Raw genomic sequence first — 25,865 nt, forward strand, 5'->3', positions numbered from 1 at the left:
TATGGCCACCCACCGTCAATCCGTCGCCACCCTGGGCTGTCGGCCCCGTCGCGTCCGGCCCGGTCGACGAAGCAGCCGTGTGCGAGGATCGTGCCTTGTGGAGACCACCGGCGAGCCACCGTCGGACGCACCGGACCGATCCCGCTGGGGCCGGCTTCACGTCCTGGACTGGATCGCGCTCGGGCTGTTCGCCGGCGGCGTCCTCTGCGTCCTCAGCGGACTCCTCCCCCGCGCGGACGCCGAGGCCACCGTACACCGGATCCTGCCGATCCTGATCTTCCTCGGCACCGTGGTGGTGCTGGCCGAGCTGACCGCGGTGGCCGGGGTCTTCGACGCGCTCGCCGCCCGGGTGGCGATCGTCGCGCGAGGCAACTTCGCCGCGCTGTTCTGGCTGTGCGTCGGGTTCGCCTCGGTGACCACGATCGCGCTCAACCTGGACACCACCGCTGTCCTGCTCACCCCGGTGATGATCGCCCTGGCCCGCAAGCTCGGCGTGCCGCCGATCCCGCTGGCGATGACCACGGTCTGGCTGGCCAACACGGCGAGCCTGCTGCTGCCCGTCTCCAACCTGACCAACATCCTGGCCAGCGACCGGATCGGGCTGGCCCCGGTGCCGTGGGCGGGCCGGATGTGGTGGCCGCAACTGGTCGCCATCGCGATCACCATGCTGCTGCTCTGGTGGTGGTACTGGCGGCCGGCGCGGGCCGACGCCGACCCGTTCGTGCCACCGCCGCCACACGTGCCGCCCGACCCCGTGCTCTACCGCACCGCGCTCGTGGCCTGCCTGCTGTTCGTCGCCGGGATCCTCGCCGGGGTCGAGATCGGGCTCGCCTCCGGAGTGGCCGCCGCGATCCTGGTCACCGGCTTCGCGGTCCGCGCCCGGGGCAGCCTGAGACTCCAGCTGATCCCCTGGCGGTTGCTGGTCTTCGTCACCGGGCTGTTCCTGGTGGTGCAGACCATCGGCCGGTACGGGCTGGACACCGTGATGGGCGCGTTGATCGGCAGCGACCCGGGTGCCGAGGGAGCTCTGCGGGCCGGTGCGGTTGGCGCGCTCTTCGCCAACGTGGTCAACAACCTGCCCGCGTACGTGGCCGGGGAGGCGGTCATCGCCGCTGACCACCACACCCAGTTGCTGGCCCTGCTGGTGGGCACCAACGTCGGCCCGCTCGCCACCCCGTGGGCGTCACTGGCCACGCTGATCTGGTACGAGCGCTGCCGGGCCGCCGGAGTCACGGTCCCGCTGGGTCGGTTCGTGGCCACCAGCACCGTCCTCGCCGCCCTGGGCACCATCGCCAGCGTCGCCGCCCTGCTGGTCACCCCGTCGACCTGACCGGCCAGCGTCCACCGCCGGCGTTCACCAACCGACGGTGGTCAGGCTGATCGGCGTGAAGTGGCGGACCTGCGGCTCGATCCACTGGGCCGCGGTCACCAGCTTGACCAGCCGGTCGATCGTCTCCGGCGGGCCGGCGACGAAGCTGCGCCGGTCGGCCGGACACCCGTACCGGTCGTCGAAGCAGCCACCGTCGAAGGCCCGGACCACCATGCCGGCCTCGGCAGCCAGCAGCATCCCGGCCGGCAGGTCGACCGCCTCCGGGCGGTAGCCGACAATGCCGTCGATGTCGCCCCGGGCCAGCATCACCCAGGACAGCAGCGGCGCCCACAGTTGCAGCACGCGCCGGGCGGTGGAGTCGAGGACCACCTTGAGGGCGCGGGCGGTGCTGTCGTCCCGGCGTACCTCGTATCCCTGGGTCCAGGCCAGCACCGGCGCGGCCGGCACCGGCCGGTGCGGCGTGCGCAGCGGCTGGCCGGCCGGGCCGTCGACGTGCACGAAAGCGCCCTGGCCGCGGACGGCCGACCAGGTACGGCCGGCGACCGGGTCGTGCACCACCCCGAGCACCGGCGAGCCGCGGTCGCAGAGCGCGATCCCGACCACGTACGCGGGCAGTCCGATCGCCACGTTGTTGGTGCCGTCGAGCGGGTCCACCAGCCACGTCCAGGAGTCGGCGGTGGCGTACTCGCCGCCCTCCTCGGCGATCACGCCGTGCTCCGGCCAGCGGGCCCGGATCCGGTCGACGATCAGCCGTTCGGCGGCCAGGTCCAGGTCGGTGACCAGGTCGCCGGAGTCGTTCTTGGTCCAGGCGTGCAGCTCGCCCCGGGTGCCGGGACGCAACAGCCGCCCGGCGGCCTGGGCGGCCTCCACCGCGAACCGGTGTGCGTCACGTAGGTCTGGCCCGCATCTGCCCGGCTCCACGTCCATGCCTCCTCCAGCCCTCAGCCCCGTGCCACCAGTCGAGCGATCTGCCGCGCCATCCGAGCTGTCTCCGTGCTGTCGCAGCGGTCCCGGCGTATCCGGTGGCTGCGCCCGTTCACCGCGCCGAGGCTCAGGTCGCACAAGCCGGGCGTGGCCCGGCCGAGCGCCACGGTCACCGCCGGCTGCCCCGGGTCCACCTCGGAGGTGTGGAAGCCACCGGCGCGCAGCGCGTACGAGTTGCCGGCCGAGTGCGTCTCCACGGTGGCGGTCGCCGCCGTCACCAGCCGATCGGTGGCCGCCATCTCGTCGACGTCGCCCCGGCTGTGCACCTCGTACACCCGCCAGGCGGGGTCGGCGGGTGCCTCGGTCACCTCGATCAACTCGTTGCGGACCCGCCCGTGCAGTACGTGACTGAGCAGGTCCCAGCTGTGCGAGTGCATGGTCGATGTGGTCGGCTGGACGGCCGGTGGCTCGGCCGGCCAGGCGTGTACGCAGATCCCGTCGGGGCCGGTGCGGCTCACCGGCAGACAGGTGAAGCCGAGCGGGTGCCGTACGGCCAGCAACGGCCGCCGCCGCTCGGCGATGTCGTCGAGGACGTCCAGTACCCAGTCGCGGAGCAGCTCCGGCCGGGTACCCCGGTCGATCTCGCGTTCGAGGTCGGCGTAGCTCATCATGCGTACGGGTTCCTCGCCTGGATGGCCCGGCTCACGATGTCGGCGACCTCGCGGTCGCCGAAGGACCGGGGTAGTGGCAGCCCGAGCGCGGCGAACAGCCGGCGGACCTGCTCCACGGAGGGCTCGTCGTCGAGCCTGACCTGCCCAGCAGCCTCGATCGGCACCTGTCGGCTCTGCTCACGGCTGTACTGCATCTCGATGTTGTAGCGGTTGTAGTAGAGCTCCTTGCGGTCGATCCTCAACGCCGGGGTCTGCGGATTCTCCTGCGTGATGATGACGCAGCTAGAGGAGAGGTCGTAGCGGAAGGTGGTCATCTGCGCGGAGACCCGGACGTCGATGGTGAGCAGCCCGGAGCGCTGCCGGTGCCAGCAGGCGGCCAGCACGGTCGCGTAGGACTCCTTGCGGGTGCGGTCGACGGTCCACCGCTCGCCTGGCGCGTCCGGGGCGAGGCTGCGCCGGAACCGTGCGTACCGCTCGCAGACCTCCTCGTCGGTCGGGTCGATGATCTCGATGGCGAAGTGCAGGGTGGCGTTACGCCGACGGGCGTGCTCCAGGCACTCGGGCAGGGTGACCGCCCGGGTGTAGGTGCCGGTGCCGCCCTTGAAGTTCCACCGATCGGTGTGCCGGCGGGCCTCGGCCAGGGCCTGCCCGACCTCGCTGCCGTGCAGGACGCGGACCATGGAGACGCTGTCGATCGCCTCCCGGGCCCGGTTCAGCGCCCCCTCCGGGCCGATGATCTCCTGCATCTGCGGCACCAGTTCGGCGAGCCGGTCGCGGGTGTCCCGGACCACCTGCCGCACCTCGCGCTCGGCGGTCTCCCGGCGCAGCCGGTCGCGCAGCAGCGCCTGGGCGAGCAGGCCGAGGACGAGCAGGATGGCGCTGTTCACCACGTCCTGGCTGACGCCGTTGTTGAGCCCGAGGACCGCGACGGTCAGGGCCAGGATCAGCCCGATGAACGCGTCGAGATTCTTGACGACCCAGGCGAAGAGGGCGGCCATGACATCCCCCGGTCGACGACGGAACCTCCATGATAGCCCTTTGTCAATGTCATGATCACAGGTTGTCGCGGAGTTCCGTGTCCTGGGGCGACGGTGGTTCGCCCAGTCGCCGGGCGGCGCAGATCAGCGACCCGCCGAGCGCGGGCGCGACCCGGGCAAGCAGCCGGGAGGTGATCCAGCGCCCGCCGGGCAGCCGCCACCCGACGTGGTTGGAACGCAGCGCCAGCGGTGCGAAGCCGGCCCGGCGCAGCACCCGCCTCAGCAGCGACGCGGTGAACGGCCGGATGTGCAACCAGAGGTACGGGTGCAGCGGATCCACCTGGCGGGGCGCGCGGCCGGCGAGGAACGCCAGCCGGTCCTGGACGGTCGCCAGGTTCGGGGTGGTGAGCACCAGCAGCCCACCCGGGGCGAGGACCCGGTGACACTCCCGCAGCAGCGCCACCGGGTCGTAGACGTGCTCGATCAGCTCACCGGTCAGCAGCCCGGCGAAGCTGCCGGCGCGAAACGGCAGGCCGCGGGTGGCGTCCAGACAGACCGGCAGCGCCCGACCGGCGGTGGCCTGGCGGGCCGCACTTAACGCCGCCTCGGCCATGTCCGCCACCACGAGCGGCACAGGCAACTCCGCCGGGTCGACCATGCTGCGCGGGCCGCAGCCCAGTTCCAGCACCGGCCCTCCGCCGAGGACGTCGTCGACCATCAGTCGGGCCGCGACCGCCCGGCGGATCCGGTGGTACGGGTCGTCGACGTACCCGTTGACCTGGACGCCGTCGTGGTAGCTATGCCGGTTGGCGCGCCGGCCGTGCGCCTGCGCGCTGCCCGACGAGGCCCCGGTCGGTGGCTCGGCCATCGCACCCTCCGCTGCGGGCGCCGCCTCCGGCGACGGCGACCGCCTCCAGCCTCGCACCATCCGGTGTCGCCCGGCGTGACCGCCCCGACGGGCCCGCTCCCGCCGGCGCGACGGCGGGGAGCCGGTGCGACCCGGTCCGGCGCCGGCGCCCGGCACCAGCGCCGGCGCCCGGCACCGGTCAGCGTGGTGACCGCGCCAGGCTCATCTGCCGGTCGCCGCCTCCTGGCCGCGCGACGGCGCCGACGGCACCGGTGCGGCAGGAACTGCTGGCCAACGGCGGTACGACGAGGCGCGCGGCCAACGGGACAGTGCCTACACCGGCCGGTACGAGGTGACCGGCGACCACATCGACTACTGGGACGACAGCGGGTTCACCGCCGACGGCCGCTTCGAAGGCGATGTCCTGCACCACGGCGGCTACCTGTTCTATCGCGAGGGCAGCGCGGCCCACCGGCGGGCCGTTGCCACGCAGGGGTAGCGGATGGGTCTCAGCGAAGCGTCTGCGGGCCGATGACGGACAGCATCTGTAGTTTCTCGTAGCTCTCGCTGCCGGGTACGGCGGTGTAGACCAGCAGCGAGTGGGCCTGGCCGGGGTCCACCAGCCGCTGGCAGTTCAGCTCCAGCGCGCCGACCTCGGGGTGGACGAAGTGCTTGACCTCGTGCGGACGTATCCCGATCTCGTGGTCGTCCCACACCCGCCGGAACTCCTCACTACGGGCCAACAGCAGCTCGGCCAGGCGCGCTGCCCGGGAGTCAGGGCCCCGGAGGGTGACCAGTTCGCGCAGCCCCGAGGCGTACATCCGGGTCAGGAACGCATGCTCCTCGGGCGCGTAGAGCCTCCGGGCGGCGGGGTCGGTGAACCACCGGTACCCCGCACTACGGGCCGGTCCGGCGTACCGCGTCGTGTCCCCGGTGAGCGCGACGCCCATCGGGGACTGCCGCAGGGTCTCGCCCAGTTCGGTGACGATCTCGGCGGGGGTGTCGTCCAGACGGTCGAGCACCCGCAGCAGACCGGGACTGATGTGGTCGTTGGAGACGCCCCTGGGAGGCGGGTTGTGGCCGGCGAGACGGAACAGGTGGTCGCGCTCGTCGATCGACAGGTGCAGGCCCTGGGCGATCGCGGCGAGCATCCGGTGCGACGGCTGCGGGCCGCGTTCCCGCTCGAGCCGGGAGTAGTAGTCGGCCGACATGTGGCACAACGAGGCGACTTCCTCGCGGCGTAGCCCGTTCGTCCGGCGGCGCTGCCCACGCGGCAGGCCGACGTCCTCTGGTTGCAGTGCCTCACGCCGATTGCGGAGGAACTCCGCCAGCCCGGTGCGATCGATCACAACGCTCCCCCTTCGAGTATTGCCTCGTTTGTATCGCCCGCGGGAAGAGGTAGCCACGGCCCGCCGATCCCCCCATCTGCCGAAGGGGTGACCTGGTGAGCCTGGGATCGGCAGGCCGTGGTTACCGCTCGGTTTTCGGCCGACGATCGATGACGTGACCGCGGGGCACGAGCTCGACCGGGCTCGACGGCGGATCCACGACAACCCGAACCACCAGTAGAGGGAGCAGAGCCAGTGCCACGTAAATCGATCGACATCATCGTCCCCGACCTGTCCGGGAAGCGCGCCGTCGTCACCGGCGCGAGCGACGGGATGGGCTTGGGGATCGCCGCACGACTGGCCGCGGCCGGCGCCGAGGTGATCCTGCCCGTCCGCAATCCGCGCAAGGGCGAGGCCGCGGTCACCACCATCCGGCAGGTCGCCCCCGGGGCGAAGATCTCGTTGCGCAGCCTCGACCTGTCCTCGCTGGAGTCGGTCGCGGCCCTGGGCGACGCCCTGCGCGAGGAGGGCCACCCGATCCACATTCTGATCAACAACGCGGGCGTGATGCGACCGCCGAACCGGCAGACCACGGCCGACGGGTTCGAGCTGCAGTTCGGCACCAACCACCTCGGCCACTTCGCGCTGGTCGCCCGGCTCCTCCCGCTGCTGCGCGCCGGCGGTGCCCGGGTGACCTCGCAGGTCAGCATCGCCGCGCGTCGTGGCCGGATCAACTGGGACGACCTGAACTGGGACCGCTCGTACGACGGCATGCGTGCCTACAGCCAGTCGAAGATCGCGTTCGGGCTGTTCGGCCTGGAACTGGACCGCCGTAGCAAGGCGCACGGTTGGGGCATCACCAGCAACCTCTCCCACCCCGGGGTGGCCCCCACCAGCCTCCTGGCCGCCCGCCCCGAGCTCGGCCGCAGCCAGGACGTCCCCCAGATCCGCCTGATCCGGGCCCTGTCCGCTCGCGGCATCCTGCTCGGCACCGTCGAGAGCGCGAAGCTGCCCGCGCTCGTGGCCGCGACCGACCCCAGCGCCAAGGCGGGCGTCCTCTACGGGCCCAGCGGCCCCGGCAACCTTGGCGGCCCGCCCTCCGAGCAGCGGATGTACCCGCCACTGCGCAGCACCGACGAGGCCCAGCGCGTCTGGCAGGTCTCCGAGCGGCTCACCGGGACCGCTTTCGTCGAGGCCTGACCATCGGTCGCCCGACCACCACATGAGGAGCCACCTGAGCACCCTCACGAACCGGGCGTGAGGGGGCGGCGTTGTCGCTACAGGGCGAGGACGGCGGTCATGGCGGCGTAGCTGGCCAGGAGCAGGACGCCTTCGAAGCCGAGGCGGCCCCAGCCGCACGTCTGCCGGATGAGCAGCCCGCCGAGCAGGGTGGCGGTCATGAACAGGCTGGTGGTGGTCGCCAGCAACTCGTCACTGCCGGCGGTGTGGTAGATCGACCCGTGGCGGTAGGCGATGTCGCCGGCGACGAGGGTGAGCACGTCGAGGAGGTTCCCGCCGATCACGGCGGCGATGGCGAGGGTGACGGCGCCGCGGCGCACCGCGGCGATGGCGGTGACGGTTTCGGGCAGGGCGTTGACGATTCCCATGAGCACGCCGCCGACGAATCCCGCAGTAAGCCCGGTGACCTCGACGAGGCTCTCGGCGGCGCGGGCGACGAGCCACCCGCCCCCGGCGACGGTGGCGCCGACGATCGCGAACTGGGTCCACAGCCAGGGCAGTGGACGCTGGTTGAGCGGGCTGTCGGTGTGCGGGATGTCGGGTCGGGTCTCGTCGGTGGCGATGGCCTGCCACATGGGTTGCGCGCCGGCACGGCGGATCAGCGTGAGCCCGCCCAGGTACGCGGCGACGAGGACGCCTGACATGGGGTTGACACCGGCGACGGTGGTCTCGGGGGTGTAGCTGGCGAGCAGGGCGAGGGCGAGGAGAGCGATGAGCAGGGTTCCGGACAGCAGGTTCGACAGCGACGCGGCGGCGTGTTCGAGGTTGGCGCGCCGGTGGAAGGCGTCGGCCACGGCGACGGCGGTGGTCTGCGCGGCGATCCCGCCGACGGCGTTGCCGTAGGCCAGGCCCGCCTCGCCGCTACCGGCTGCGACGATGGTCATGACGATGCCGGACAGGCCCGTGACGACCCCGAAGAACAGCACGCCGAACAGGGCCTCGCCCCACCCGGTGCGGTCGGCGAGGGCGTCACCGAGTCCTGCCAGGCGGATGCTGCCTGCGACGGTGATTGCTCCGGCGGCGACGAACACGCCGATGCTCCAGGGCAGGGGCCAGGGCAGGGCCGTAAGGTCCGGCACCTGCCGCCTGTTCCCGGAATGACACCATTTATGCCAGCTTTCCTCGGCCTCGCCGTGGCGGTGGCGCGTCAGTCGCTACCGTTGGTGCTTCCGGAGGGTCCGGGAAAGGGAGGCGTCGAACAAGCCGTGGGCGGCTATGGCGTGCAGGTCACGCTGGTGCTCGTACTGGTCCTGGTGAACGCAGTCTTCGCGGGCAGTGAGATGGCGCTGGTGTCGCTGCGGGAAAGCCAGCTCCAGCGCCTGGAGCGGACCTCCCGGGGCGGCCGGGTGCTGGCGAAGCTGGCCCGGGACCCGAACCGGTTCCTGGCCACCATCCAGATCGGCATCACGCTGGCGGGTTTCCTCGCCTCGGCGGCTGCGGCGGTGTCCCTCGCGGCACCCCTCGTGGGCCCGCTGGGGTTCCTGGGATCGGCGGCGGAGCCGGTGGCGATCGTGATCGTGACGATCCTGCTGACCTTCGTCACCCTGGTCTTCGGCGAGCTGGCGCCGAAGCGGATCGCGATGCAGCGCGCGGAGGGCTGGGCACTGCTGGTCGCCCGTCCGCTGGACGCGTTGTCGGCGTTCTCCCGTCCGGCGGTGTGGCTGCTGAGCAAGGCCAGCGACGCCGTGGTCCGGCTGACCGGCGGTGACCCCGGCGCCCGGCGGGAGGAGGTCACCACCGAGGAACTGCGGGACATGGTCGCCGCGCAGCGAAACCTCACCCCCGAGCACCGGATGATCATTTCAGGGGCGTTCGAGGTTGCCGAGCGGATCCTGCGGGAGATCCTCGTCCCTCGCCGGGACGTGGTCACCCTGTCGGCGTCGCTCTCCGCGCCGCAGGCGCTGCGGGAGCTCGGCCGGTCGGGGCAGACCCGGGCCCCGGTGGTGGGCCGTGGCGGCCTGGACGACACGCTCGGAGTGGTGCACATGCGGGACCTGCTCGACCAGGACGGCCCGGTCGTCGAGCACGCCAGTCCGCCGCTGTACCTGCCGGAGACGTTGCGGGTGACCGAGGCGATCCGGGAGATGCGTTCGCAGCGGCAGCAGTTCGCCCTCGTCGTGGACGAGCGGGGGGCGATCGACGGGATCGTCACGATGGAGGACCTGGTCGAGGAGATCGTCGGCGAGATCTACGACGAGACCGACCGGGACGTGCAGTCCGCCGTCCGGGACACGGACGGTTCGCTGCTGCTACCGGGTGGTTTTCCGCTGCACGACCTGCCGGACGTGGGCATCGACCTCGACGAGGACACCCTTGAGCCGGGCGACTACACGACGGTGGCGGGGCTGGTCCTGGCGCAGCTCGGCCACATCCCGAGGACGCCGGGTGAGGTGGTGGAGCTGCCCCGTCTGACGGCCGAGGTGGTGGAGGTGACGGGCCGGGCCATCACCGGCGTACGCCTGCGTGTCCCGCCCACGCAGGATCACGAGGCCGACGAGGACAGGCTTACCTGACCGTCCGACCGTACTCAGCTTCTCGTCAGGTGGCGTTGTTGGTTTCCCGCCGCGACGCCCTGGACGGCTACCAGAGCCTGCACGCCGGCCACGGCTACGCCCCACCCGGCGTGGGCGCGGTCGCCGCCGGCGTGGTCGGTGGCGCGGCCCTTGGCTTCGCCGGCGGCATGGTCGCCGACGAGGTCTTCGACTCCTTCGGCGACGACGAGGGCGGCGACGAGGAGGGCTGAGCAGCCCGGCCGAAGTCTCCGATCGGCCCACGCGACGGTCACCGGATCGCGGACGGTGCTGCACAGCTTGTTCCCAGCCCGGCGGGCTAACCTCGGGCGTCTTATGAACGATCTTCCTTCCCATAGTCCCTGGCCCCTGATCGTCGAGGCCGCCGCAGTAGCGGCCCAAGCGGCAGGGGCTGATCGATGAACGAGTGGATCCTGCTGGGGATCGGGCTGCTGCTCACCTTCGGCACCGGTCTCTTCGTCGCCTCCGAGTTCGCCCTGGTCAACCTCGACCGGGGTGACCTCGAGGCACGCCAGGCACGTGGTGAGCGCCGGCTGGGCCCGACGATCGCGGCGTTGAAGATCACGTCGACGCATCTGTCGAGCGCCCAGCTCGGTATCTCCCTGACCACCCTGCTCACCGGGTACACCTTCGAGCCGGCGGTCAGCGCGCTGCTCGCCGACCCGCTCGGGGCGGCCGGTGTGCCGGAAACGGCGGTTCCTGCGGTCGGAGCGGTCGTCGGCATCCTCCTGGCGACGCTCTTCTCCATGGTGATCGGTGAACTCGTGCCGAAGAACTTCGCGCTTGCGGTACCCCGCCAGACGGCGAAGGTCGTGGTGCCGTTCCAGGCACTGTTCACCACCGTCCTGAAACCCGTGATCGTGCTCTTCAACAACACCGCCAACGCGGTGATCCGTGCCTTCGGCATCGAACCGAAGGAGGAGTTGTCCGCCGCACGAACCGCCGAGGAACTGAGCGCGCTGCTGCGGCACTCCGCCCGAGCCGGTGTGCTCGACCCGGAACACGCGACACTGCTGGACCGCACGCTGCGCTTCTCCGACCGGGACGCCTCGGACGTCATGACCCCTCGGGTCCGGATGACGGCAGTCGACGCCACCACGACCGCCAGCGAGATCATCTCCCGGTCCGTGACCACCGGTCTGTCGCGATTCCCGGTCATCGGCCGGGACATCGACGACCTCATCGGGGTGCTGCACGTCAAGCACGCCTTCGCCGTCCCGGCCGCCGAACGGGACGGCGTCCGCGCCCGTGACCTGATGGTCGAGCCGCTGCGGGTACCCGAGACGATGGACCTCGACGGGCTGCTGCCCGCCCTGCGGAGTGGGGGACTCCAGTTCGCGGTCGTCTACGACGAGCACGGCGGCACCGCCGGCATCGTCACCCTCGAGGACCTGGTCGAGGAGATCATCGGTGACCTGGAGGACGAACACGACCGCGCCCGCACCGTCGTGCTGCGGCGCGGCGAGTCGATCGTGTTCGACGCCTCGCTCCGCCCCGACGAACTGTTCGAACGGACCAGGATCACGGTCCCGGAGGACGACGACTACGACACGGTGGCCGGCTTCGTCACCGCTCGCCTCAACCGGTTCCCCGAGGTCGGCGACGAGGTGGCCATCGAGGGCGGGGTCCTGCGCGTGGAGCACCTCCACGGTGTTCAGGTCGACCGACTGAGGTTCCTCCCCACGGGGACGCCGGCCGAGGTCGGGCACAACGCGGGCCGTACGGGAGAGAAGATCCGATGAGCGAGTACCTGCCCGGCATCGTCTGGCTCGTCGTCCTGCTGGTGGTCAACGCGTTCTTCGTGGGCGCGGAGTTCGCGGTGATCTCCGCGCGGCGCTCCCAGATCGAGCCCAAGGCCCTGGCCGGAAGCCGGGCCGCCAAGACGACGCTCTGGGCCATGGAGCACGCCACCCTGATGCTGGCGACCAGTCAGCTCGGCATCACCGTCTGTTCGCTGCTCATCCTGAACGTCTCCGAGCCGGCCATCCACCACCTGCTGGAGATCCCGCTCGCCAACACTCCGCTCTCACCCGAGGCGGTCACCGTTCTCGCCTTCGCCGTCGCGCTCGTGCTGGTCACCTTCCTGCACGTGGTGTTCGGCGAGATGGTCCCGAAGAACATCTCGTTCTCCGTGCCGACCCGGGCGGCACTCGTCCTCGCCCCGCCGCTGGTGTTCGTCGCCCGAATCTTCAAGCCGATCATCTGGAGCCTGAACGGGGTCGCCAACGGCATCCTCCGACTCTTCCGGGTGACGCCCAAGGACGAGGCCACCAGCACCTACAACCTGGACGAGGTGGCGACCATCGTGAAGCAGTCGACCCGTGAGGGCGTGCTCGTCGACGGTTCGGGGACGCTGACCGCAGCCTTCGAGTTCACCGCGAAGACCGTCGGCGACGTGGAGGTCCCCCTCGGGAACCTGGTCGTTCTACCGATGTCCGTGACTCCGGCGGAGATCCAGCAGGCGGTAGCCGTGCACGGATACTCCCGCTACCTGCTCACCGACAACGGTGGACCCAGCGGGTACCTGCACATCAAGGACGTCATGGACCTGACCGGCAACGCCTACACCGCTGCCGTTCCGGGCAGACGCGTCCGCAAGCTCGCTGCCGTACCCCGCAGCAGCGAGCTCGAAGACGCCCTGGCGACGCTCCGTAGGAGCGGTACCCACATCGCCCAGGTCCTCGACGAGCGGGCAGAGGTGACCGGCGTCATCTTCCTTGAGGACATCATCGAGGAACTCGTCGGCGAGGTACAGGACGCGACCACCCGCTGACGACGGGTCCCGTGGCCTGTTCCGGAGGCTGCCCGGCCTCCGGAACAGGCCACGGTGACGCCGTGGGGTCGCTCTCGTCGGTGGTCACGCGCCGTCAGGCGCGGGGATCTCGCGTAGTCGGCCGCCGTCGAGGCGCAGCCACCGCTGCACGCCGATGTCGGCGAGGAACCGTTCGTCGTGGCTGACCACCACGGACGCACCCCGGTACGCGGTGAGGGCGCTCTCCAATTGGCCCACGCTGACCAGGTCGAGGTTGTTCGTGGGCTCGTCGAGCAGCAGCAGATGAGGCGCCGGCTGCGCGTAGAGGACGCAGGCGAGAGTGGCGCGCAGCCGTTCGCCACCGGAGAGCGCGCCGACCGGGAGGTGCGCCCGGGCGCCGCGGAACAGGAAGCGGGCCAGCAGGTTCATCCGCTCGGCCTCCGGCCGGTCGGGGGCGTACGCGGTGAAGTTCTCCGCGACCGTCCGGTCCGGATCCAGCAGGTCCAGGCGCTGGGAGAGGTAGGCGACGCGGCCCTCGGCGCGGCGTACCTGCCCGGCGTCCGGTTCGAGATCACCGTGCAGCAGCCGTAGCAGGGTGGACTTGCCGGCGCCGTTGGGCCCGGTCAGCGCGATCCGTTCCGGACCCCGGATGGTCAGGTCGACACCGTCGTCGGCGAAGACCGGCCGGCCGCCGTGATGGAGCTGCATCCGTTCCGCCGCCACGACGGTGCGTCCGGCGGGAACGGTGGTGTCGGGCAGCTCCAGGGTGAGAACCTGCTCGTCGCGCAGCGACCGGCTGGCTTCGTCGAGCCGGCTCTGGGCCTCGCTGACCCGGTTGGCGTGGGCCTGCCGTGCCCGGCCGGCCGACTCCTGGGCGCTGCGCTTGAGCCCGCCGGCGACGATCCGGGCCAGGCCCGCGTTGCCGAGGTTGCGGGCGGCGTTGCTGGCCCGCCGGTCGGCCCGCTCCCGGGCCTGTTGCATCTCCCGCTTCTCCCGCTTCACCTCCTGCTCGGCGCTGCGTACGGTGCGCTCGGCCGCTTCGCGTGCCGTCCGCGCCGCTTCCTCGTACGCGGTGAAGTTCCCGCCGAACAGGTGCACCTCGCCACGGTCGAGTTCGGCGATCCGGTCCATCCGGTCCAGCAGGAGCCGGTCGTGGCTGACCAGCAGCAGGCACCCGGGCCAGTCCGCCAGTACCGCGTACAGCCGGTGCCGGGCGTCGATGTCGAGGTTGTTGGTCGGCTCGTCCAGCAGCAGCACGTCCGGACGCTTGAGCAGTTGGGCCGCCAGGCCGAGGGAGACCACCTGCCCGCCGCTGAGCGTGTGCAGGCGTCGCTCCAAGGTCACGTCACCGAGGCCGAGCCGGTCGAGTTCGGCCCGGCTGCGCTCCTCGACGTCCCAGTCGTCCCCGACGGCGGTGAAGTGTTCCTCCGCCGCGTCGCCCGCCTCGATGGCCCGCAGCGCCGCGAGTGTCGCGTCGACACCGAGCACCTCGGCGACGGTCAGGTCACCGGCGAGGGGAAGGTTCTGCGGTAGGTAGCCGAGCACGCCGTCGACCGTCACGGCGCCCCCGGTCGGGGTGAGGTTGCCGGCGATCAGGCGGAGCAGGGTGGTCTTGCCGGCACCGTTCGGCGCCACCAGACCGGTGCGGCCCGGCGGCACGGTGAAGGAGAGGTCGGAGAAGACCGGGGTGTCGTCCGGCCAGGAAAAGGACAGGTTCGTGCAGATGACGCAGGCGTCGGACATGGAAAGACCTCGGGGAGAAGCCGGGAACGCGACAGGCGCCCCGGTCGGGCAGACAGGAGCATGACGAGACAGGCCGCCCCGGCACCGGCCGGCGGGCGGTGGGGCCGCTCACCCCGAGATGTCGTCGTCCCCCGTCACCATGTGATCTGCTCCCTGGTTTCCTCGTTGCGGTCTCCGCCGCCCTGCCAGCCTAGCAACCGTCCGGATCCGCCGGTACCGTGCGAGCCCATCCGCCGACAGGGCTGATCCGGCGGTCCGACTGTGCCGAACGGGCAGCTGGGGGCAGCCGTCGGCCTCTTTCTTTGATCTAATCCGCTCGCTGGAGCACCTTCACCGCGACGGGGTCAGGATCAAGGAGAGCTCATCATGGCCGTCCCGCAGCGTGTCGCGATCGTCACCGGAGGCTCCCAGGGCATCGGCCGCCAGGTCGTCAAGCGGTTGGCGGTGGACGGCTACGCGGTGGTGCTGAACTTCGCCACCAGCAAGGTCGAGGCGGAGCAGACGGTGGCCGAGATCGTCGCCGCCGGTGGGAACGCCATCGCGGTGCAGGCCGACGTCGCCGACGAGTTCGCGGTGGCCAGGCTCTTCGACACCGCGGAGCGGACGTACGGCGGGATCGACGTCGTGGTGAACTCGGCCGGGATCGTGGTCCATGCCCCCATGGCCGAGCTGGACCTCGCGGATCTGGACCGGGTGCACCGTACGAACATCCGCGGGACCTTCGTGGTCGACCAACAGGCGGCCCGCCGGGTCCGGCCCGGGGGCGCGATCATCAACATCTCCAGCACGACGCCCCGGCTGTCCCTGCCCGGCTACGCCGCCTATGCGGCGAGCAAGGCCGCAGTGGACGCGATCACCCTGATCCTGGCCCGTGAGTTGGGGGAACGCGACGTCACCGTGAATGCTGTCGCACCCGGCGCCACCGCCACCGCCCTCTTCCTCAGGGGCAAGGACGAGCAGACCATTGCCCGGATGGCGGCGATGTCGCCGATGAACCGGCTCGGCGACCCCACCGAAACCGCCGACCTGGTGGCCTTCCTCGCCAGCCCGGCCGCCCGCTGGATCAACGGCCAGGTGTTGTACGTCAACGGGGCCGCCGCCTGACGATTCGTTCCGCGCCTGCGCAGGTCGTCGCCGGCCACCGTGCGGCGGCAGCCGGATGACGTCGTCCGTCACCCGGCTGCCGCCTCCAGGGGCGCAGGAACCGAGGGGTCGGCGAGCGCCCCGTCAGGCAGGGTGGTCGCTCAGCCTGCCGGAGTCAGCTTGAGCAACTCCCAACCGCCCTCCGGGACGCCGTCGGTCGGGTCGGTCCGCAGGTTCATCGGGTTGGCCGTACCGAGGTACAGGTTCGCACCGTCCGGAAGCATCGTGCGGAAGCCGTAGTTCAGGTGGTTGCCCAGCCCCTTGGTGTCCACCGCCGTGGCGGGCCGCAGGCTCGACTCGTACATCCACAGATCGCCGCCGTAGAGCGCCGGGTCGATCACGATCGGATCCAGTTCGCTGCTGAGCCCCTTGGCCGCGTCGCGGAAGCCCATCTGCGCCGCGGCGTCGGGCAGCAGGTCCTTCGCGAGGTAACTCCAGTCCATGGTGCCGATGAACAGTCGTCCGCCGGCCACCTCCATGGTCCAGGTGTAGTTGGTGTAGATGTTGCCGAAGCCGATGCGGCCGTGGAGCGCGCGGTGTCCGGTGGAGACGTACTCCCAGGCGCCCGCGCCGTTGTTCGCGGTCGCGTCGTACGCCGGCAGTTTCGCCTCGCCGTAGAGCAGGTCCACGTCTTCGAGGAGGGTGCCGAACCGCTTGCCCCGGAAGATGCTCACCGCGCGCTGGGAGTTCTCCAACAGCGCCCGCGCCTCGACCTCGTCCCCCGGCGGGTACACCTCGGCGACCTTGCTCGTCGACTTCATCGGGACGTGCATCGTGCCCCAGTAGAGGTACCCGTCGTACGACATGAGGGCACCGAGGCCGTACGTGCCGGCGATGATCGGGTCCGGCTCGTAGGAGGACGCGCTCCACACCAGCTTCCAGCGTCCGGTGTCGCCCGCCGTCAGGCCGGGCTCTCCCTCTGCCAGCGGTGGGCTCATCCACACCCCGGCGACTCCGGGATCCGCCTCCTCGACCGGCTTGATGCCGACGAGGCCGAGCAGCGACCCGGTGAGGTTTCCGATCAGGCCGGAACCACGGGCCGTCGAACCGGCGGCGAGGGCACCACCGCTCGCCGCCGACCAGGTGCTGACGAAGATCCGCCCCTCGTGCACGGCCAGGTCGGCCACCTGGGCGGCCAGTTGCCCGACCTCGACGAAGTTGAACGGGTTCGTGCGGTCCCCGGCCCACCGCAGGACGTACCCGCCCTCGCGGCCGTTCGCGCCGACCCCCACACCGGCGTAGAGCACGTTGTCGGCGACCACGAAGTTGCGGATGTTGCCGTACTTGGCGAAGCTCGTCGAGCCGAGGTACTGCCCGGTCGCCGTGTCGAACGCGAACATGTTGACCGACTGCCCGAGGGCGGGCCCGGCCAGGATGACGACTCCCTGGTGCGTCGCGCCGGCCCGCAGCCCCAGGGTCCGCCGCAGCCGGGAGGTGTCGTCGGCGGAGGCGTTCTTGATGTCGTCCGTCTTCTCGGTCAGTACTCGGGAGGACTGGTCGTAGACGTAGGCCCGGGGATGGCGGTGGTCGCCGACGTTGGTCGGCATGGTCGGGTTCTGCCTCACGACCTGGCTCTCGGCGTACTCGCACACGTAGTCGTCGTTGAGCCGGGGGTTCGGCCGGGAGAGGGTCGTACCGCCGACGATGCAGTTGACGTTCGCCCCGGTGCCGAACCAGAGGCGGTTGTTTGCCCGGGCGAGCGACCACACGTAGGCCTGGTTGACCTTGGCCTGGCCCTGCGCGCACGGGGGGCCGGCCGGGTAGGGCTGGCCGATCCCGTCGAAGCACTCGTCGGGGGTGGCCTTGGCGAGCAGTTCGTGCTGGAAGGTCGGGGGCGTGGACGGCAACAGTCCCGCCGCCGCGGACGGGGTGGCGGCAAGAGCCGGCAGGACCCCGAGAACGACGACGGCGGACAGGAGCCGCCAGCGAGACTTTCTGACCCGGTGCATCCTTTTCCCTCTCTTTCGACGCGGTGCGCCCGCGCCGATATATCGACGTGCATCGGCCCGGTGGTCCGTGCGCCGTGACGGGATCACGGACGTCGGTGTGTGGGCACCCGCGAGCGCCGCCCGTCACGGGGCAGGCGGTCGCACGGCGGACGACTGGGCTGAATAGCTTGATGTCGATCTCAAGTGTCCACAGCGTACTAGCGCCCGAAACTCCTGTCAGCAATCCACTGTGGATGCGTCGACGGTGGCCGCCGATAAGGTGAAAAGCGGTCCTGTTCGCTGATGACTGCGGGTTTGCGCGATATCAGTGAGGTTGGGTCCGGCGCCGTTCGCGGTGCGACTTCCGTCCGTCGGGCAGCAGGGCCCGACCGGCCCGCTGCCACCGGTCGCCGTCGACGCAACCGCCAGCGGTCCCACTGCCGGACGTCCCGCTGCCGGCGGTCCCACTGCCGGCGGGTGCGCCGAGATCGTCACCGGTTTGGCGGCGGCGTGGAACCGTGCGCCGAGATCGTCACCGGTCCGGCGGCGTCGTGGAACCGTGCGCCGGTGAGGTTCCCGAACGTCCGCCGGCCGGTCCGGCGGGTACGACCGAGACGGAGCGCGCGCCGCGCGAGGCGATCGAGCCGTCGTGTGCGCGAGGGTCGTGCGGTCAACGACCGATCGGACCAATGCGAACAGGGTGATGAAAACGGCCAGCGGCCACCTTTGTGGCACCTCTCGGAAGGGTTGGCGGCGTGCGTCGGCCGGGACGTTCCACGATTCGCGAAAACTCCCAGCAATGGATCAGTTCGCATCGGCGTCGCGTATTCAAGATCCCCATTCCCGGGCTGGTGACTTGCTAGACTGCGAGGCTGGAAAAGGCGGGTCGGGTCGACGGCGCGGAAGGGTCTGTGGCTATGGCGGAGGTCCGACGGTACCGAACCAGGGTGTCCGACAGTGCTCGGTGGGCGGGTTTCCCGCTGCGGGACGGTGACGTGGTGATCAGCACGCCGCCGAAATGCGGGACGAGTTGGATGCAGATGCTGTGCGCTCTGCTGATCTTCGAATCGCCCGAGTTCCCCGGGCCGCTGACCGAGATCTCCCCGTGGCTCGATGCCGTGAACCACGACCTCGCCGTCACCTTTGCGACGCTCGAAGCCCAACAGCACCGTCGCTTCATCAAGACCCACACCCCGCTCGACGGACTTCCCTTCGACGAGCGGGTCACCTATGTCGGTCAGGGCCGGGATCCGCGCGATGTCGCGATGTCCTTCGACGCGGCCAGCGCCAACATCAATCCTGCGGTCAGGGTCGCCGAGGCTGCCAGGGCCGGCATCGACCCGCGGAAGGTCCCGGCTCCGCCGGCCGACCCGCTCGAACGGTTCTGGCTGTGGGCGGACGGGGAGTTCGTCGACGACCCGACCGGCCCGGGCGTGACCCTGGCCAACCTGGTCCACCACGTGCGGACGTTCTGGGAGCGGCGGCACGAGCCGGGGGTGGCGCTGTTCCACTACAACGATCTCCTGACGGATCTGCCGGGCCAGCTCCGACGTCTGGCCACCGTGCTGGCGGTCGACGTCAGCGACCGGCGGGTCGAGGAGCTCGCCGCCGCGGCCACCTTCGCGCGCATGCGGGAGCGTGCCGACGAGCTGGCGCCCGGCGTCAGCGCAAAGCTCTGGCGCAGCAACCGCGAGTTCTTCCATTCCGGCACCAGTGGGCAGTGGCGCGCGCTGCTGGGTCCGTCCGACGTCCGGCGCTACCAGGACCGTCTGGCGGAACTCGCGCCTCCCGATCTCGCCGAATGGCTCCACACGGGCTGGTTGGGCTTCGGGTCGACCGGGCGTGCGGGCGGTGCGCCCGCGAACGATCACGTACGTCGTCCGGCCGATCCGGTCACCGATCGCTGACAGTCCGCGCCCACCAGGAAGGTCGAGGCGCGCCTCGCCCCGAATGGTCCATTCACCCGAATGGCGACGTTCCCTTTCTGATCGGTCCGGGCCGGCGAATGATCCGTGCTGAACCGCGATTCAGGTGGCCCCGATGGTCTTTTTGTCCGCACCCATTCACGGGCGCTGGGAATCCCGCTGACCGCCTATTCTGGGCAGTCGAATAAATGTGTCGCCAGATGCGATGAAGCGCTCCCATCCGGAGTGGCGCCGTGGCATACTCCCTGTCATTAGTCTTCCGGCGCGGCCGGATGCGCCGGAGCGGGATCCTGCTCCACGGGAGTGAAGCATGACATCGACCGCAAGCCCAGAGCCGGTAACCGACGACGTGCCCTTCCTCGATATCGCCGACCCGAACTTCGACTTCAATTCCTCCGCCGTGGCGTCGGCACAGGCGAAAAGCTGGTACGCGGAAAGCCCGGTGGGTCCCGTCGTGCTGCGGTACGCCGAGGGACAGGAGCTTCTGCGTGACCCGAGACTCGGCCACGGCGGCACTCGTCTGATCGACATGCAGGGCATCACCGAGGGGCCGGTCTACGACTGGTACGTCTCGATGATCGTCACCTTCGACGGGGAGGAGCACCGTCGGCTGCGCAGCCTGGTCACGAAGGCGTTCACCGTACGCATGATCAATGATCTGCGGCCCTTCATCCGGGCACAGGCCGAGCGCCTGACCGACCACATCGAGTCGGTGGACGTGTGCGAGTTCGTCGACGACTTCGGCAACCCGCTGCCCCTCGCGGCGATGTGCCAGCTCCTCGGCGTGCCCGGCGAGGACTACGCCACGTTCAAGAACTGGACGATGGACATCGGCCTGGTCCTCAGCTTCGCGCACGGCGGTGACGTTCCGGCGCGGGTCGAGGCCGCCGTCGTCGGCCTGTACGACTACGTCGGTGCCCTGATGGACCGGAAGTCGGCCGAGCCGGGCAACGACCTCATCTCCGCCCTGCTGGCCGCCCAACGGGACGAGGGCCGGGTGAGCAGGGACGAGGTCCTCAACCTGATCGTGACCCTGATGTTCGCCGCCCACGACGCGACACGTCACCAGCTCGCCAACGCCATGGTGACGTTCTCCCAACACCCCGATCAGTGGCGGCTGCTGGGTCGGCGACCCGAGCTGGCGGCGCAGGCGGTGGAGGAGGTGATGCGCTGGTCCCCGTCGGCGCGGACCGTCCTGCGGTGGGCCGAGGAGGACTTCGACTACCACGGCCTGCACATCACGAAGGGCGAGACGGTGATCGTCATGACGCCCGCGACCCACCGGGACCCCCGGGCGTACCGGAACCCCGACTCCTTCGACATCACGGTCCCCCGGCAGACCCCTCCACTCCAGTTCGGCGGGGGACCGCACACCTGTCTGGGGGCCGCACTGGCCCGTGCCGAACTCGGCGAGGCGCTGCTCGTGCTCGCCCGGCGCCTGGGGCCTCCGTCGATCGCCGGCCCCGTCACCTGGCGGCCCCCCATCGGGATCTACGGCCCCGAGATGCTTCCCCTCCGCTTCGGCTGACCCGCTTCGAAGAACACCCCGACCAACCGTCGAACGGCACAGACCCACAGGAGGCGTGCGTGGACCGACCGAACTGGGCGCCCGAGGGCGTCGATCTCCACCAACCGAGCATCGCCCGGGTGTACGACTACTTCCTCGGCGGCAGCCACAACGTCGCCGCGGACCGCCAGCTCGGCGAGTTCATGCTCACCACCGAGCCGCAGTTCCCCCAACTGGTCAGGGCCAACCGGGAGTTCCTGGTCCGGGCCGTCCGCCTTCTGGTGGCGCAGGGCGTCCGGCAGTTCGTCGACATCGGCTCGGGCATCCCCACCTTCAACAACACCCACGAGGTCGCCCAGAACGCGGCGCCCGACGCCCGGGTGGTCTACGTGGACGTCGATCCGGTGGCCGTCGCGCACAGCCGCGAGATCCTCGCCGGCAACGACCGGGTGGCGGTGATCCAGGCCGACGTCCGCGACCCGGACAAGATCCTGTCCGACCCGGCCCTGCGTGCCCTGATCGATCTGAGTGAACCGGTCGGTGTCCTCCTGCTGGGATTGCTGCACTACATCCCGGACAGCGCCCAGCCCGGCGGGATCGTCGGTCGGCTGCGGGACGCCACGGCGCCGGGGAGCTTCCTGGTGCTCTCCCACAGTTCGTGGTCGACGGCGATTCCGGACATGGCCCAGATGCAGGACAAGTACAACACCGAGGTGGGCGCGGAGCTGACCCCGAGGTCGCGCGACGAGATCGTCGCCCTGTTCGACGGGTACGAACTGGTCGAGCCGGGCGTCGTGGAGTATCCCGACTGGCGTCCGCACGACGACACCGTCGCCATCGCCCCGGGTGGCATCCTCACCTTCTACGTCGCCGTCGGCCGCAAGCCCGGCCCGACCGAGGGTCCGACCGACTGACGACCCGCCGGCCCCGGGCGGACCCGATGGGACCGCCCGGGGAACGGGCGGCTACGCGTCCGTCGGCGACCCGTCGCGGGCCGCCCACGTCCGGCCGAGGCCGGAGATCTCCGCGATCAGCTCCGGGTCCCCGGTCTCGCCCTGGTCGACCAGCCACGCGGCCGTCGCCACCAGGTCCTTGTCGCCGGCGAGCTCCTGGTAGTCCGGGGCCAGCCGGTCCAGCAGGCTCAGGTCGTAGACCTGGTCCCACAGGGACGTCTCCTGGAGCCACTCGTCGTCGCTGAGCTGTTCGACGAGCCACTGGGCCGGGGCGGACACGGTCCGCGTCGACAGGCCGAGCCCGGAGTGGACGGTCCGGTACAGGTCACGCCAGCGGATCGGGCGGCGGGACGCGACCAGCACCAGTTCCCGCTCGGCGGCCGGGTTGGCCAGGAGGGCGGCGAAGGCGCGTCCGGCGTCCTCGGCGTGCAGCAGGTTCCAGTACCGCTCGCCCTCGTCGGCCAGGACCGCCGGCTCACCGGCCAGCGCCTGCCCGAGCCAGTACGTGTCCTCGGCGAGCTGACCGTCGAGCCCGCTGCCCGGTCGGTACACCGGTCCGAGCCGGACCACGAGCGCGCGGGAGTCCCCGGTCGCCCAGCTGTCCCGGACGGCCTGCTCCAGGCCGAGCTTGTCGCGACCGTAGTCGGACACCGGGGCGGGTGTCACCCGCTCGTGCACCGGCGTCGGCAGCGGGCCGCCGGCAGCGTTGACGGAGGAGACGACCAGCAGCCGGTCGACTCCCCGGCAGGCGGCCACGGTGAGCCGGCCGTCGTCCGCGTCGTCGCAGGTCAGATCCACCACCGCATCCGGGCGTACGGTCGACACCAGCTCCGCCAGCGCCCCGTCGAGGTGCCGGTCGACCCGGGCGACCGACACGCCGACGGGCAGTTCGGCGACGGTCTCGCCCCGGTGGGCGACCACCACGTCGTGTCCGGCGTCGACCAGTCCACGGACCACCCCCGGCCCGACCGTGCCGGTTCCCCCGACGACCAATGTCTTCACCAGTGACTCCCTTTCCGCATCCGCCCGGTCACCCGCTGGCCGGGTCCGACCGCCGGGCGATCTGCGCTCATTGGATCGCGAAGGCATGCTCCGACGTCAAGTGGTCGATCGGCTCGTCGGTGAACGTCGCACTCGTCCGGTACGGCGAGGACTCGATCCACGGCCGTACCGCGCTCGGCAGGACGATCGGCGGTGTCTCGAACCAGTCGCAGTAGTGGGTCATGGCCACCATCGGGCGGGGCGAGGAGGAGTGGTTGACCGTGCCCCGGTGCCACAACCGGGCGTCCCGGATGACCGCCGACCCGGCGGGAATGGCGAACTGCTGGGGCGGCCGGACCGCGCGGCGCTGCTCCAGTGCGGCCGTCTCGACCCGGCCCGAGTCGTCGTACCAGCCCTCCGGGTTGAGCTGGTGGGTGCCGAGCCAGTACTCGGTGCTGCCGTTGTGCGCGGTGAAGTCGACCAACGGGATGTCGACCTCCAGCGCGTACGGGGGGTGCTCGGTCGGCCCGGGCCAGAGGTGCCCCTCGTCGAGGTGCACCGGCTGCTCCAGACTGCCCGGCAGGTTGATGTTGCCGCTGTAGACCGCGTTCTTGGCGTCCGGGCCGAGCAGGGCGGTGGTCACCCGGTAGACCGACTCGTTCAGCAGGACCTCGGGGAAGAGCAGCTCGGGCACCGGCGGCGGGTCCTGCTGGATGTGACCGGTGACGAAGTTGGTGGGCAGTGGATGCTCGCGCCGGGCGAGATCCGCCAGCATCGTGTCGCGGAGCCGCGCCACCAGTTCCGCCGGCACGATTCCCGGCAGGATCACTGCCCCCTCGACCCGCAGCAGGTTCCGCGCGTGGTCGAGTTGGTCCTCGGTCAGCCGTCGCGCACCGTCCGCCGACCGGTGTGGTTCGACGAAGATCGAGTGATGACCTGATGACATGACTTCTCCCCACATTTCGCGTGGTTGTGCCGAGTCGCCGTCGGTGTTGACGGTGACTGTAGGGGTTGTCGGTGGCGTCCGTCGGGGCCTCAGTCGCGTGGGCGGGATCGACCGGGGCCGGAGAGGATCACGGCCGCCGGAGGCCGGCTTCACCGTCTGGTGCGGTGGGGCGCTCCGTGCAGGTACGGTAGTCGATCAAACTGATTCGGCAATAGGTGAGTTGCGTTCATATGCACAGCTCAACGCTAGGATCCGGACATGACTGCTCAGCTCAGCGACCAGATCCTGGCCGTCTTCCGGGTCGTGCTGAAGAACCCGTCGATGTCCGCAGAGGACGACTTCTTCGAGAGCGGCGGCGACTCGACCGCCGCGGTCGACGCGGCTGCCATGATCAACCAGCAGACCGGTGTGGCGGTGCCGATCGCCCAGATGTTCATCTACCCGACGGCCGAGGAACTCGCCGAGGCGCTTTCCTCGCTGTCGGCCTGACGAGCCGCGGGCGTGCCCGCCTGCCACAGCGTCGGGCTGCTGACGGACGGGCCGGCAGTGGATCTCCGTCAGGTGTGACGTTCCGTAGTGGTTGGCGGTGCGGCGCGCAGTCGGCAGCGTTGCCGACAGGCATCGGCCGGCGCGGGTGCACCGCAGCCGCGCAGCCTGGAAGTCGCTGGGTATCGTCCTGGTGACCTTCAACAGTGGACGTCAACCGGCTACGATTCGTGGCGAGACCCGGATGTGGATGGGCGAGCAGATTGGTCACCGACAGTGTCCGATGCTCAGGCGCAGCGTCAGTCCCCGTCGGTGCCCGGACTTTTCGCGAGTGGAGCTGTCGTGACTTCTGAGATCGAAGCGTCCGTCGGCCAGTGTCAACTGTGGTCCGCGTACCAGCGCGACGGCGCGGAGGTGCTCGACTCGTCGATCCGCTTCCGGATCCGGGGCGCACTGGATCTCGACGCGTTGGCCGGTGCGGTCGAGGACCTGGTGACCCGTCACGAGATCCTCCGGACCACGTTCGAGTTCCGTGACGGGACGCTCCGGCAGCGTCTCCACGAGCCGGCACCGCTCCGGTACGACCTGGTCAACCTCACCGAACTCGACCTGTCCGAGGAGGCCCGGCGGGACCGCTCGACCACCCACAAGGCCGCCGACATCGACCCGTCGAGCCGGCCGCCGGTGTGGCTGACGGTGCAGCGGTTCGGGCCCACCGACCACCAGATCCGTCTCAACCTGCACGCGCTGCTGGCCGACGACTGGTCCTGCGAGATCATCGCCCGGGACCTGAAGGCGCTCTACCGCCGCCGGACGGGTGAACGGGTCGAGCTGCCGGCGGTCGCGTGGCAGTTCTCCGACTGGACGTCCTGGGCCGGGCAGTGGTCGACCGGGGACGGCCTCCGCCGCATGCGGGACTACTGGTCGAAGCAACTGGACGGGGCCCGCCTGCCGGCGCTGCCCGACCGGGGCGCCCCGACCTCGCCCTGGCCGGAACGGGTCGCCGTCACCCGCCACCTACCCGGAGAGCTTGCCGGCCGGTTGCGCGGCCTCGCCCGGCGGCACCGCACCACGCTCTTCCCGCTCCTGCTCACCGCGTTCGCCGCCGAGCTGCACCGGGCCAGCGGTCAGGACGACCTGACCATCTTCTCGCTGTTCGCCAACCGGGGCCGGCCGGAGGTCAACGAGACGGTCGGGCCGTTCGCCCACCTGGTGCCGCTGCGTTGCCGGGTGCCCGACACCCGGGACGCGGCGCAGTTCGTCCGCGACACCCATCGCACGTTCGTCGGTGCCTTCGCCCACCAGGAGCTGTACCTGCACCAGTACCCCGACGACGTACGCGAGGAGTTGGGGGTCAGCGGCGACGGGTTCCGGCGGATGATGGTCTTCCAGCTGATGAACCGGCTGCACGGCGACAACGAGGTGGCGGGGCTGGAGTTCGAGGACGACGCGGACGTCCTCGACACCCCCTTCCCGTTCGAGCTGTCCGTGCACGCCAGCGAGGACGAGCTGGCGGTGGTGCTGCTCTGCTGGCCCAGCGAGTACGAACAGTCCTGGGCGGACCGGTTCGTGGACCGCTACGTACAGGTGCTGACGGCCATCGCCGGAGCGGACGCCGACCTGGACACGGAGCTGTTCCGGTCGCGTTGACGCC

23 protein-coding genes are annotated in these 25,865 nt (G+C 70.6%); 13 read left to right on the plus strand and 10 right to left on the minus strand.

From position 1 onward, the window contains the following. Positions 1-97 precede the first annotated feature (97 nt). Entirely contained in the window at positions 98-1,330 is a 1,233-nt protein-coding gene (locus GA0070618_RS11205; RefSeq protein ID WP_088981575.1) for an ArsB/NhaD family transporter, read from the plus strand. Positions 1,331-1,354: 24 nt separating this feature from the next. Here GA0070618_RS11205 and GA0070618_RS11210 read toward each other — a convergent pair whose 3' ends face one another. The 4 genes from GA0070618_RS11210 to GA0070618_RS11225 are packed head-to-tail and all read right to left on the minus strand — an operon-like array spanning position 1,355 to position 4,770. Continuing rightward, complete coding sequence (locus tag GA0070618_RS11210) at positions 1,355-2,257, minus strand: inositol monophosphatase family protein (RefSeq protein WP_088981576.1); 903 nt, start codon at positions 2,255-2,257, stop codon at positions 1,355-1,357. A 14-nt stretch (positions 2,258-2,271) separates the two neighbouring features. Further along, positions 2,272-2,925: a hypothetical protein gene (locus GA0070618_RS11215; RefSeq protein ID WP_088981577.1), complete on the minus strand. Its 654-nt coding sequence runs from the start codon at positions 2,923-2,925 to the stop codon at positions 2,272-2,274. Next, positions 2,922-3,923: a hypothetical protein gene (locus tag GA0070618_RS11220; protein WP_088981578.1), complete on the minus strand. Its 1,002-nt coding sequence runs from the start codon at positions 3,921-3,923 to the stop codon at positions 2,922-2,924. The genes GA0070618_RS11215 and GA0070618_RS11220 overlap by 4 nt, the downstream gene beginning before the upstream one ends. A 55-nt stretch (positions 3,924-3,978) precedes the next feature. Beyond that, positions 3,979-4,770: a class I SAM-dependent methyltransferase gene (locus tag GA0070618_RS11225; RefSeq protein ID WP_088981579.1), complete on the minus strand. Its 792-nt coding sequence runs from the start codon at positions 4,768-4,770 to the stop codon at positions 3,979-3,981. 331 nt (positions 4,771-5,101) lie between these two features. Between GA0070618_RS11225 and GA0070618_RS35505 the strand changes: the two genes are divergently transcribed. Then, positions 5,102-5,248 (plus strand): Atu4866 domain-containing protein, encoded by a 147-nt coding sequence (locus tag GA0070618_RS35505; protein ID WP_231931701.1) that lies wholly within the window; start codon positions 5,102-5,104, stop codon positions 5,246-5,248. A gap of 10 nt (positions 5,249-5,258) precedes the next feature. Here GA0070618_RS35505 and GA0070618_RS11235 read toward each other — a convergent pair whose 3' ends face one another. Continuing rightward, a complete protein-coding gene (locus tag GA0070618_RS11235) occupies positions 5,259-6,098 on the minus strand; it encodes a helix-turn-helix transcriptional regulator (RefSeq protein WP_088981580.1) in 840 nt (279 codons plus the stop codon). 234 nt (positions 6,099-6,332) lie between these two features. Between GA0070618_RS11235 and GA0070618_RS11240 the strand changes: the two genes are divergently transcribed. Next, positions 6,333-7,277 (plus strand): SDR family oxidoreductase, encoded by a 945-nt coding sequence (locus tag GA0070618_RS11240; RefSeq protein WP_088981581.1) that lies wholly within the window; start codon positions 6,333-6,335, stop codon positions 7,275-7,277. Between the two features lie 77 nt (positions 7,278-7,354). On the opposite strand, the gene GA0070618_RS11245 is transcribed toward GA0070618_RS11240, so the two are convergent. Then, entirely contained in the window at positions 7,355-8,395 is a 1,041-nt protein-coding gene (locus GA0070618_RS11245) for a sodium:calcium antiporter (protein ID WP_088981582.1), read from the minus strand. A gap of 126 nt (positions 8,396-8,521) precedes the next feature. Between GA0070618_RS11245 and GA0070618_RS11250 the strand changes: the two genes are divergently transcribed. The 4 genes from GA0070618_RS11250 (at position 8,522) to GA0070618_RS11265 (ending at position 12,620) form a co-directional block, all read left to right on the plus strand. Beyond that, positions 8,522-9,829 (plus strand): hemolysin family protein, encoded by a 1,308-nt coding sequence (locus GA0070618_RS11250; RefSeq protein WP_088981583.1) that lies wholly within the window; start codon positions 8,522-8,524, stop codon positions 9,827-9,829. A 29-nt stretch (positions 9,830-9,858) separates the two neighbouring features. Further along, positions 9,859-10,059 (plus strand): hypothetical protein, encoded by a 201-nt coding sequence (locus tag GA0070618_RS11255; RefSeq protein ID WP_231931702.1) that lies wholly within the window; start codon positions 9,859-9,861, stop codon positions 10,057-10,059. Positions 10,060-10,245: 186 nt separating this feature from the next. Beyond that, on the plus strand, positions 10,246-11,589 hold the full coding sequence (locus GA0070618_RS11260; RefSeq protein WP_088981584.1) for a hemolysin family protein: 1,344 nt from the start codon (positions 10,246-10,248) through the stop codon (positions 11,587-11,589). Continuing rightward, positions 11,586-12,620, plus strand: a complete 1,035-nt coding sequence (locus GA0070618_RS11265; RefSeq protein WP_088981585.1) for a hemolysin family protein — start codon at positions 11,586-11,588, stop codon at positions 12,618-12,620. Before GA0070618_RS11260 ends, GA0070618_RS11265 begins: the two co-directional genes overlap by 4 nt. Before the next feature lie 84 nt (positions 12,621-12,704). On the opposite strand, the gene abc-f is transcribed toward GA0070618_RS11265, so the two are convergent. Then, positions 12,705-14,342, minus strand: a complete 1,638-nt coding sequence (gene abc-f / locus GA0070618_RS11270) for a ribosomal protection-like ABC-F family protein (RefSeq protein ID WP_088981586.1) — start codon at positions 14,340-14,342, stop codon at positions 12,705-12,707. Positions 14,343-14,708: 366 nt separating this feature from the next. Here abc-f and GA0070618_RS11275 point away from each other — a divergent pair, with 366 nt between their 5' ends. Beyond that, positions 14,709-15,446 carry an SDR family oxidoreductase gene (locus GA0070618_RS11275; RefSeq protein ID WP_088981587.1) on the plus strand — a complete coding sequence of 246 codons (738 nt, stop codon included), beginning with the start codon at positions 14,709-14,711 and terminating at the stop codon, positions 15,444-15,446. A gap of 140 nt (positions 15,447-15,586) precedes the next feature. On the opposite strand, the gene GA0070618_RS11280 is transcribed toward GA0070618_RS11275, so the two are convergent. Next, positions 15,587-17,434, minus strand: a complete 1,848-nt coding sequence (locus GA0070618_RS11280) for a hypothetical protein (RefSeq protein ID WP_088981588.1) — start codon at positions 17,432-17,434, stop codon at positions 15,587-15,589. 974 nt (positions 17,435-18,408) lie between these two features. Between GA0070618_RS11280 and GA0070618_RS11285 the strand changes: the two genes are divergently transcribed. The 3 genes from GA0070618_RS11285 to GA0070618_RS11295 all read left to right on the plus strand — a co-directional run bounded on the left by GA0070618_RS11285 (position 18,409) and on the right by GA0070618_RS11295 (position 21,759). Then, entirely contained in the window at positions 18,409-19,320 is a 912-nt protein-coding gene (locus GA0070618_RS11285; protein WP_231931703.1) for a sulfotransferase domain-containing protein, read from the plus strand. A gap of 328 nt (positions 19,321-19,648) precedes the next feature. Further along, positions 19,649-20,866 carry a cytochrome P450 gene (locus GA0070618_RS11290; protein WP_088981590.1) on the plus strand — a complete coding sequence of 406 codons (1,218 nt, stop codon included), beginning with the start codon at positions 19,649-19,651 and terminating at the stop codon, positions 20,864-20,866. A gap of 59 nt (positions 20,867-20,925) precedes the next feature. Then, complete coding sequence (locus GA0070618_RS11295) at positions 20,926-21,759, plus strand: SAM-dependent methyltransferase (protein ID WP_157748937.1); 834 nt, start codon at positions 20,926-20,928, stop codon at positions 21,757-21,759. Positions 21,760-21,810: 51 nt separating this feature from the next. Here the strand turns inward: GA0070618_RS11295 and GA0070618_RS11300 are convergent, their stop codons facing one another. Beyond that, a complete protein-coding gene (locus GA0070618_RS11300) occupies positions 21,811-22,800 on the minus strand; it encodes an NAD-dependent epimerase/dehydratase family protein (RefSeq protein WP_157748938.1) in 990 nt (329 codons plus the stop codon). Between the two features lie 67 nt (positions 22,801-22,867). Next, positions 22,868-23,725, minus strand: a complete 858-nt coding sequence (locus GA0070618_RS11305; protein WP_157748939.1) for a phytanoyl-CoA dioxygenase family protein — start codon at positions 23,723-23,725, stop codon at positions 22,868-22,870. Positions 23,726-23,983: 258 nt separating this feature from the next. On the opposite strand from GA0070618_RS11305, the gene GA0070618_RS11310 reads away from it, so the two are divergent. Both GA0070618_RS11310 and GA0070618_RS11315 read left to right on the plus strand, forming a co-directional pair. Beyond that, complete coding sequence (locus tag GA0070618_RS11310) at positions 23,984-24,214, plus strand: phosphopantetheine-binding protein (protein WP_088981594.1); 231 nt, start codon at positions 23,984-23,986, stop codon at positions 24,212-24,214. A 339-nt stretch (positions 24,215-24,553) separates the two neighbouring features. Further along, positions 24,554-25,861, plus strand: coding sequence for a condensation domain-containing protein (locus GA0070618_RS11315; RefSeq protein WP_157748940.1), 1,308 nt, complete (start codon positions 24,554-24,556; stop codon positions 25,859-25,861). The last annotated feature ends 4 nt before the right edge of the window (positions 25,862-25,865 follow it).

Source organism: Micromonospora echinospora, assembly GCF_900091495.1.
In the GTDB taxonomy this organism is placed as follows: domain Bacteria; phylum Actinomycetota; class Actinomycetes; order Mycobacteriales; family Micromonosporaceae; genus Micromonospora; species Micromonospora echinospora.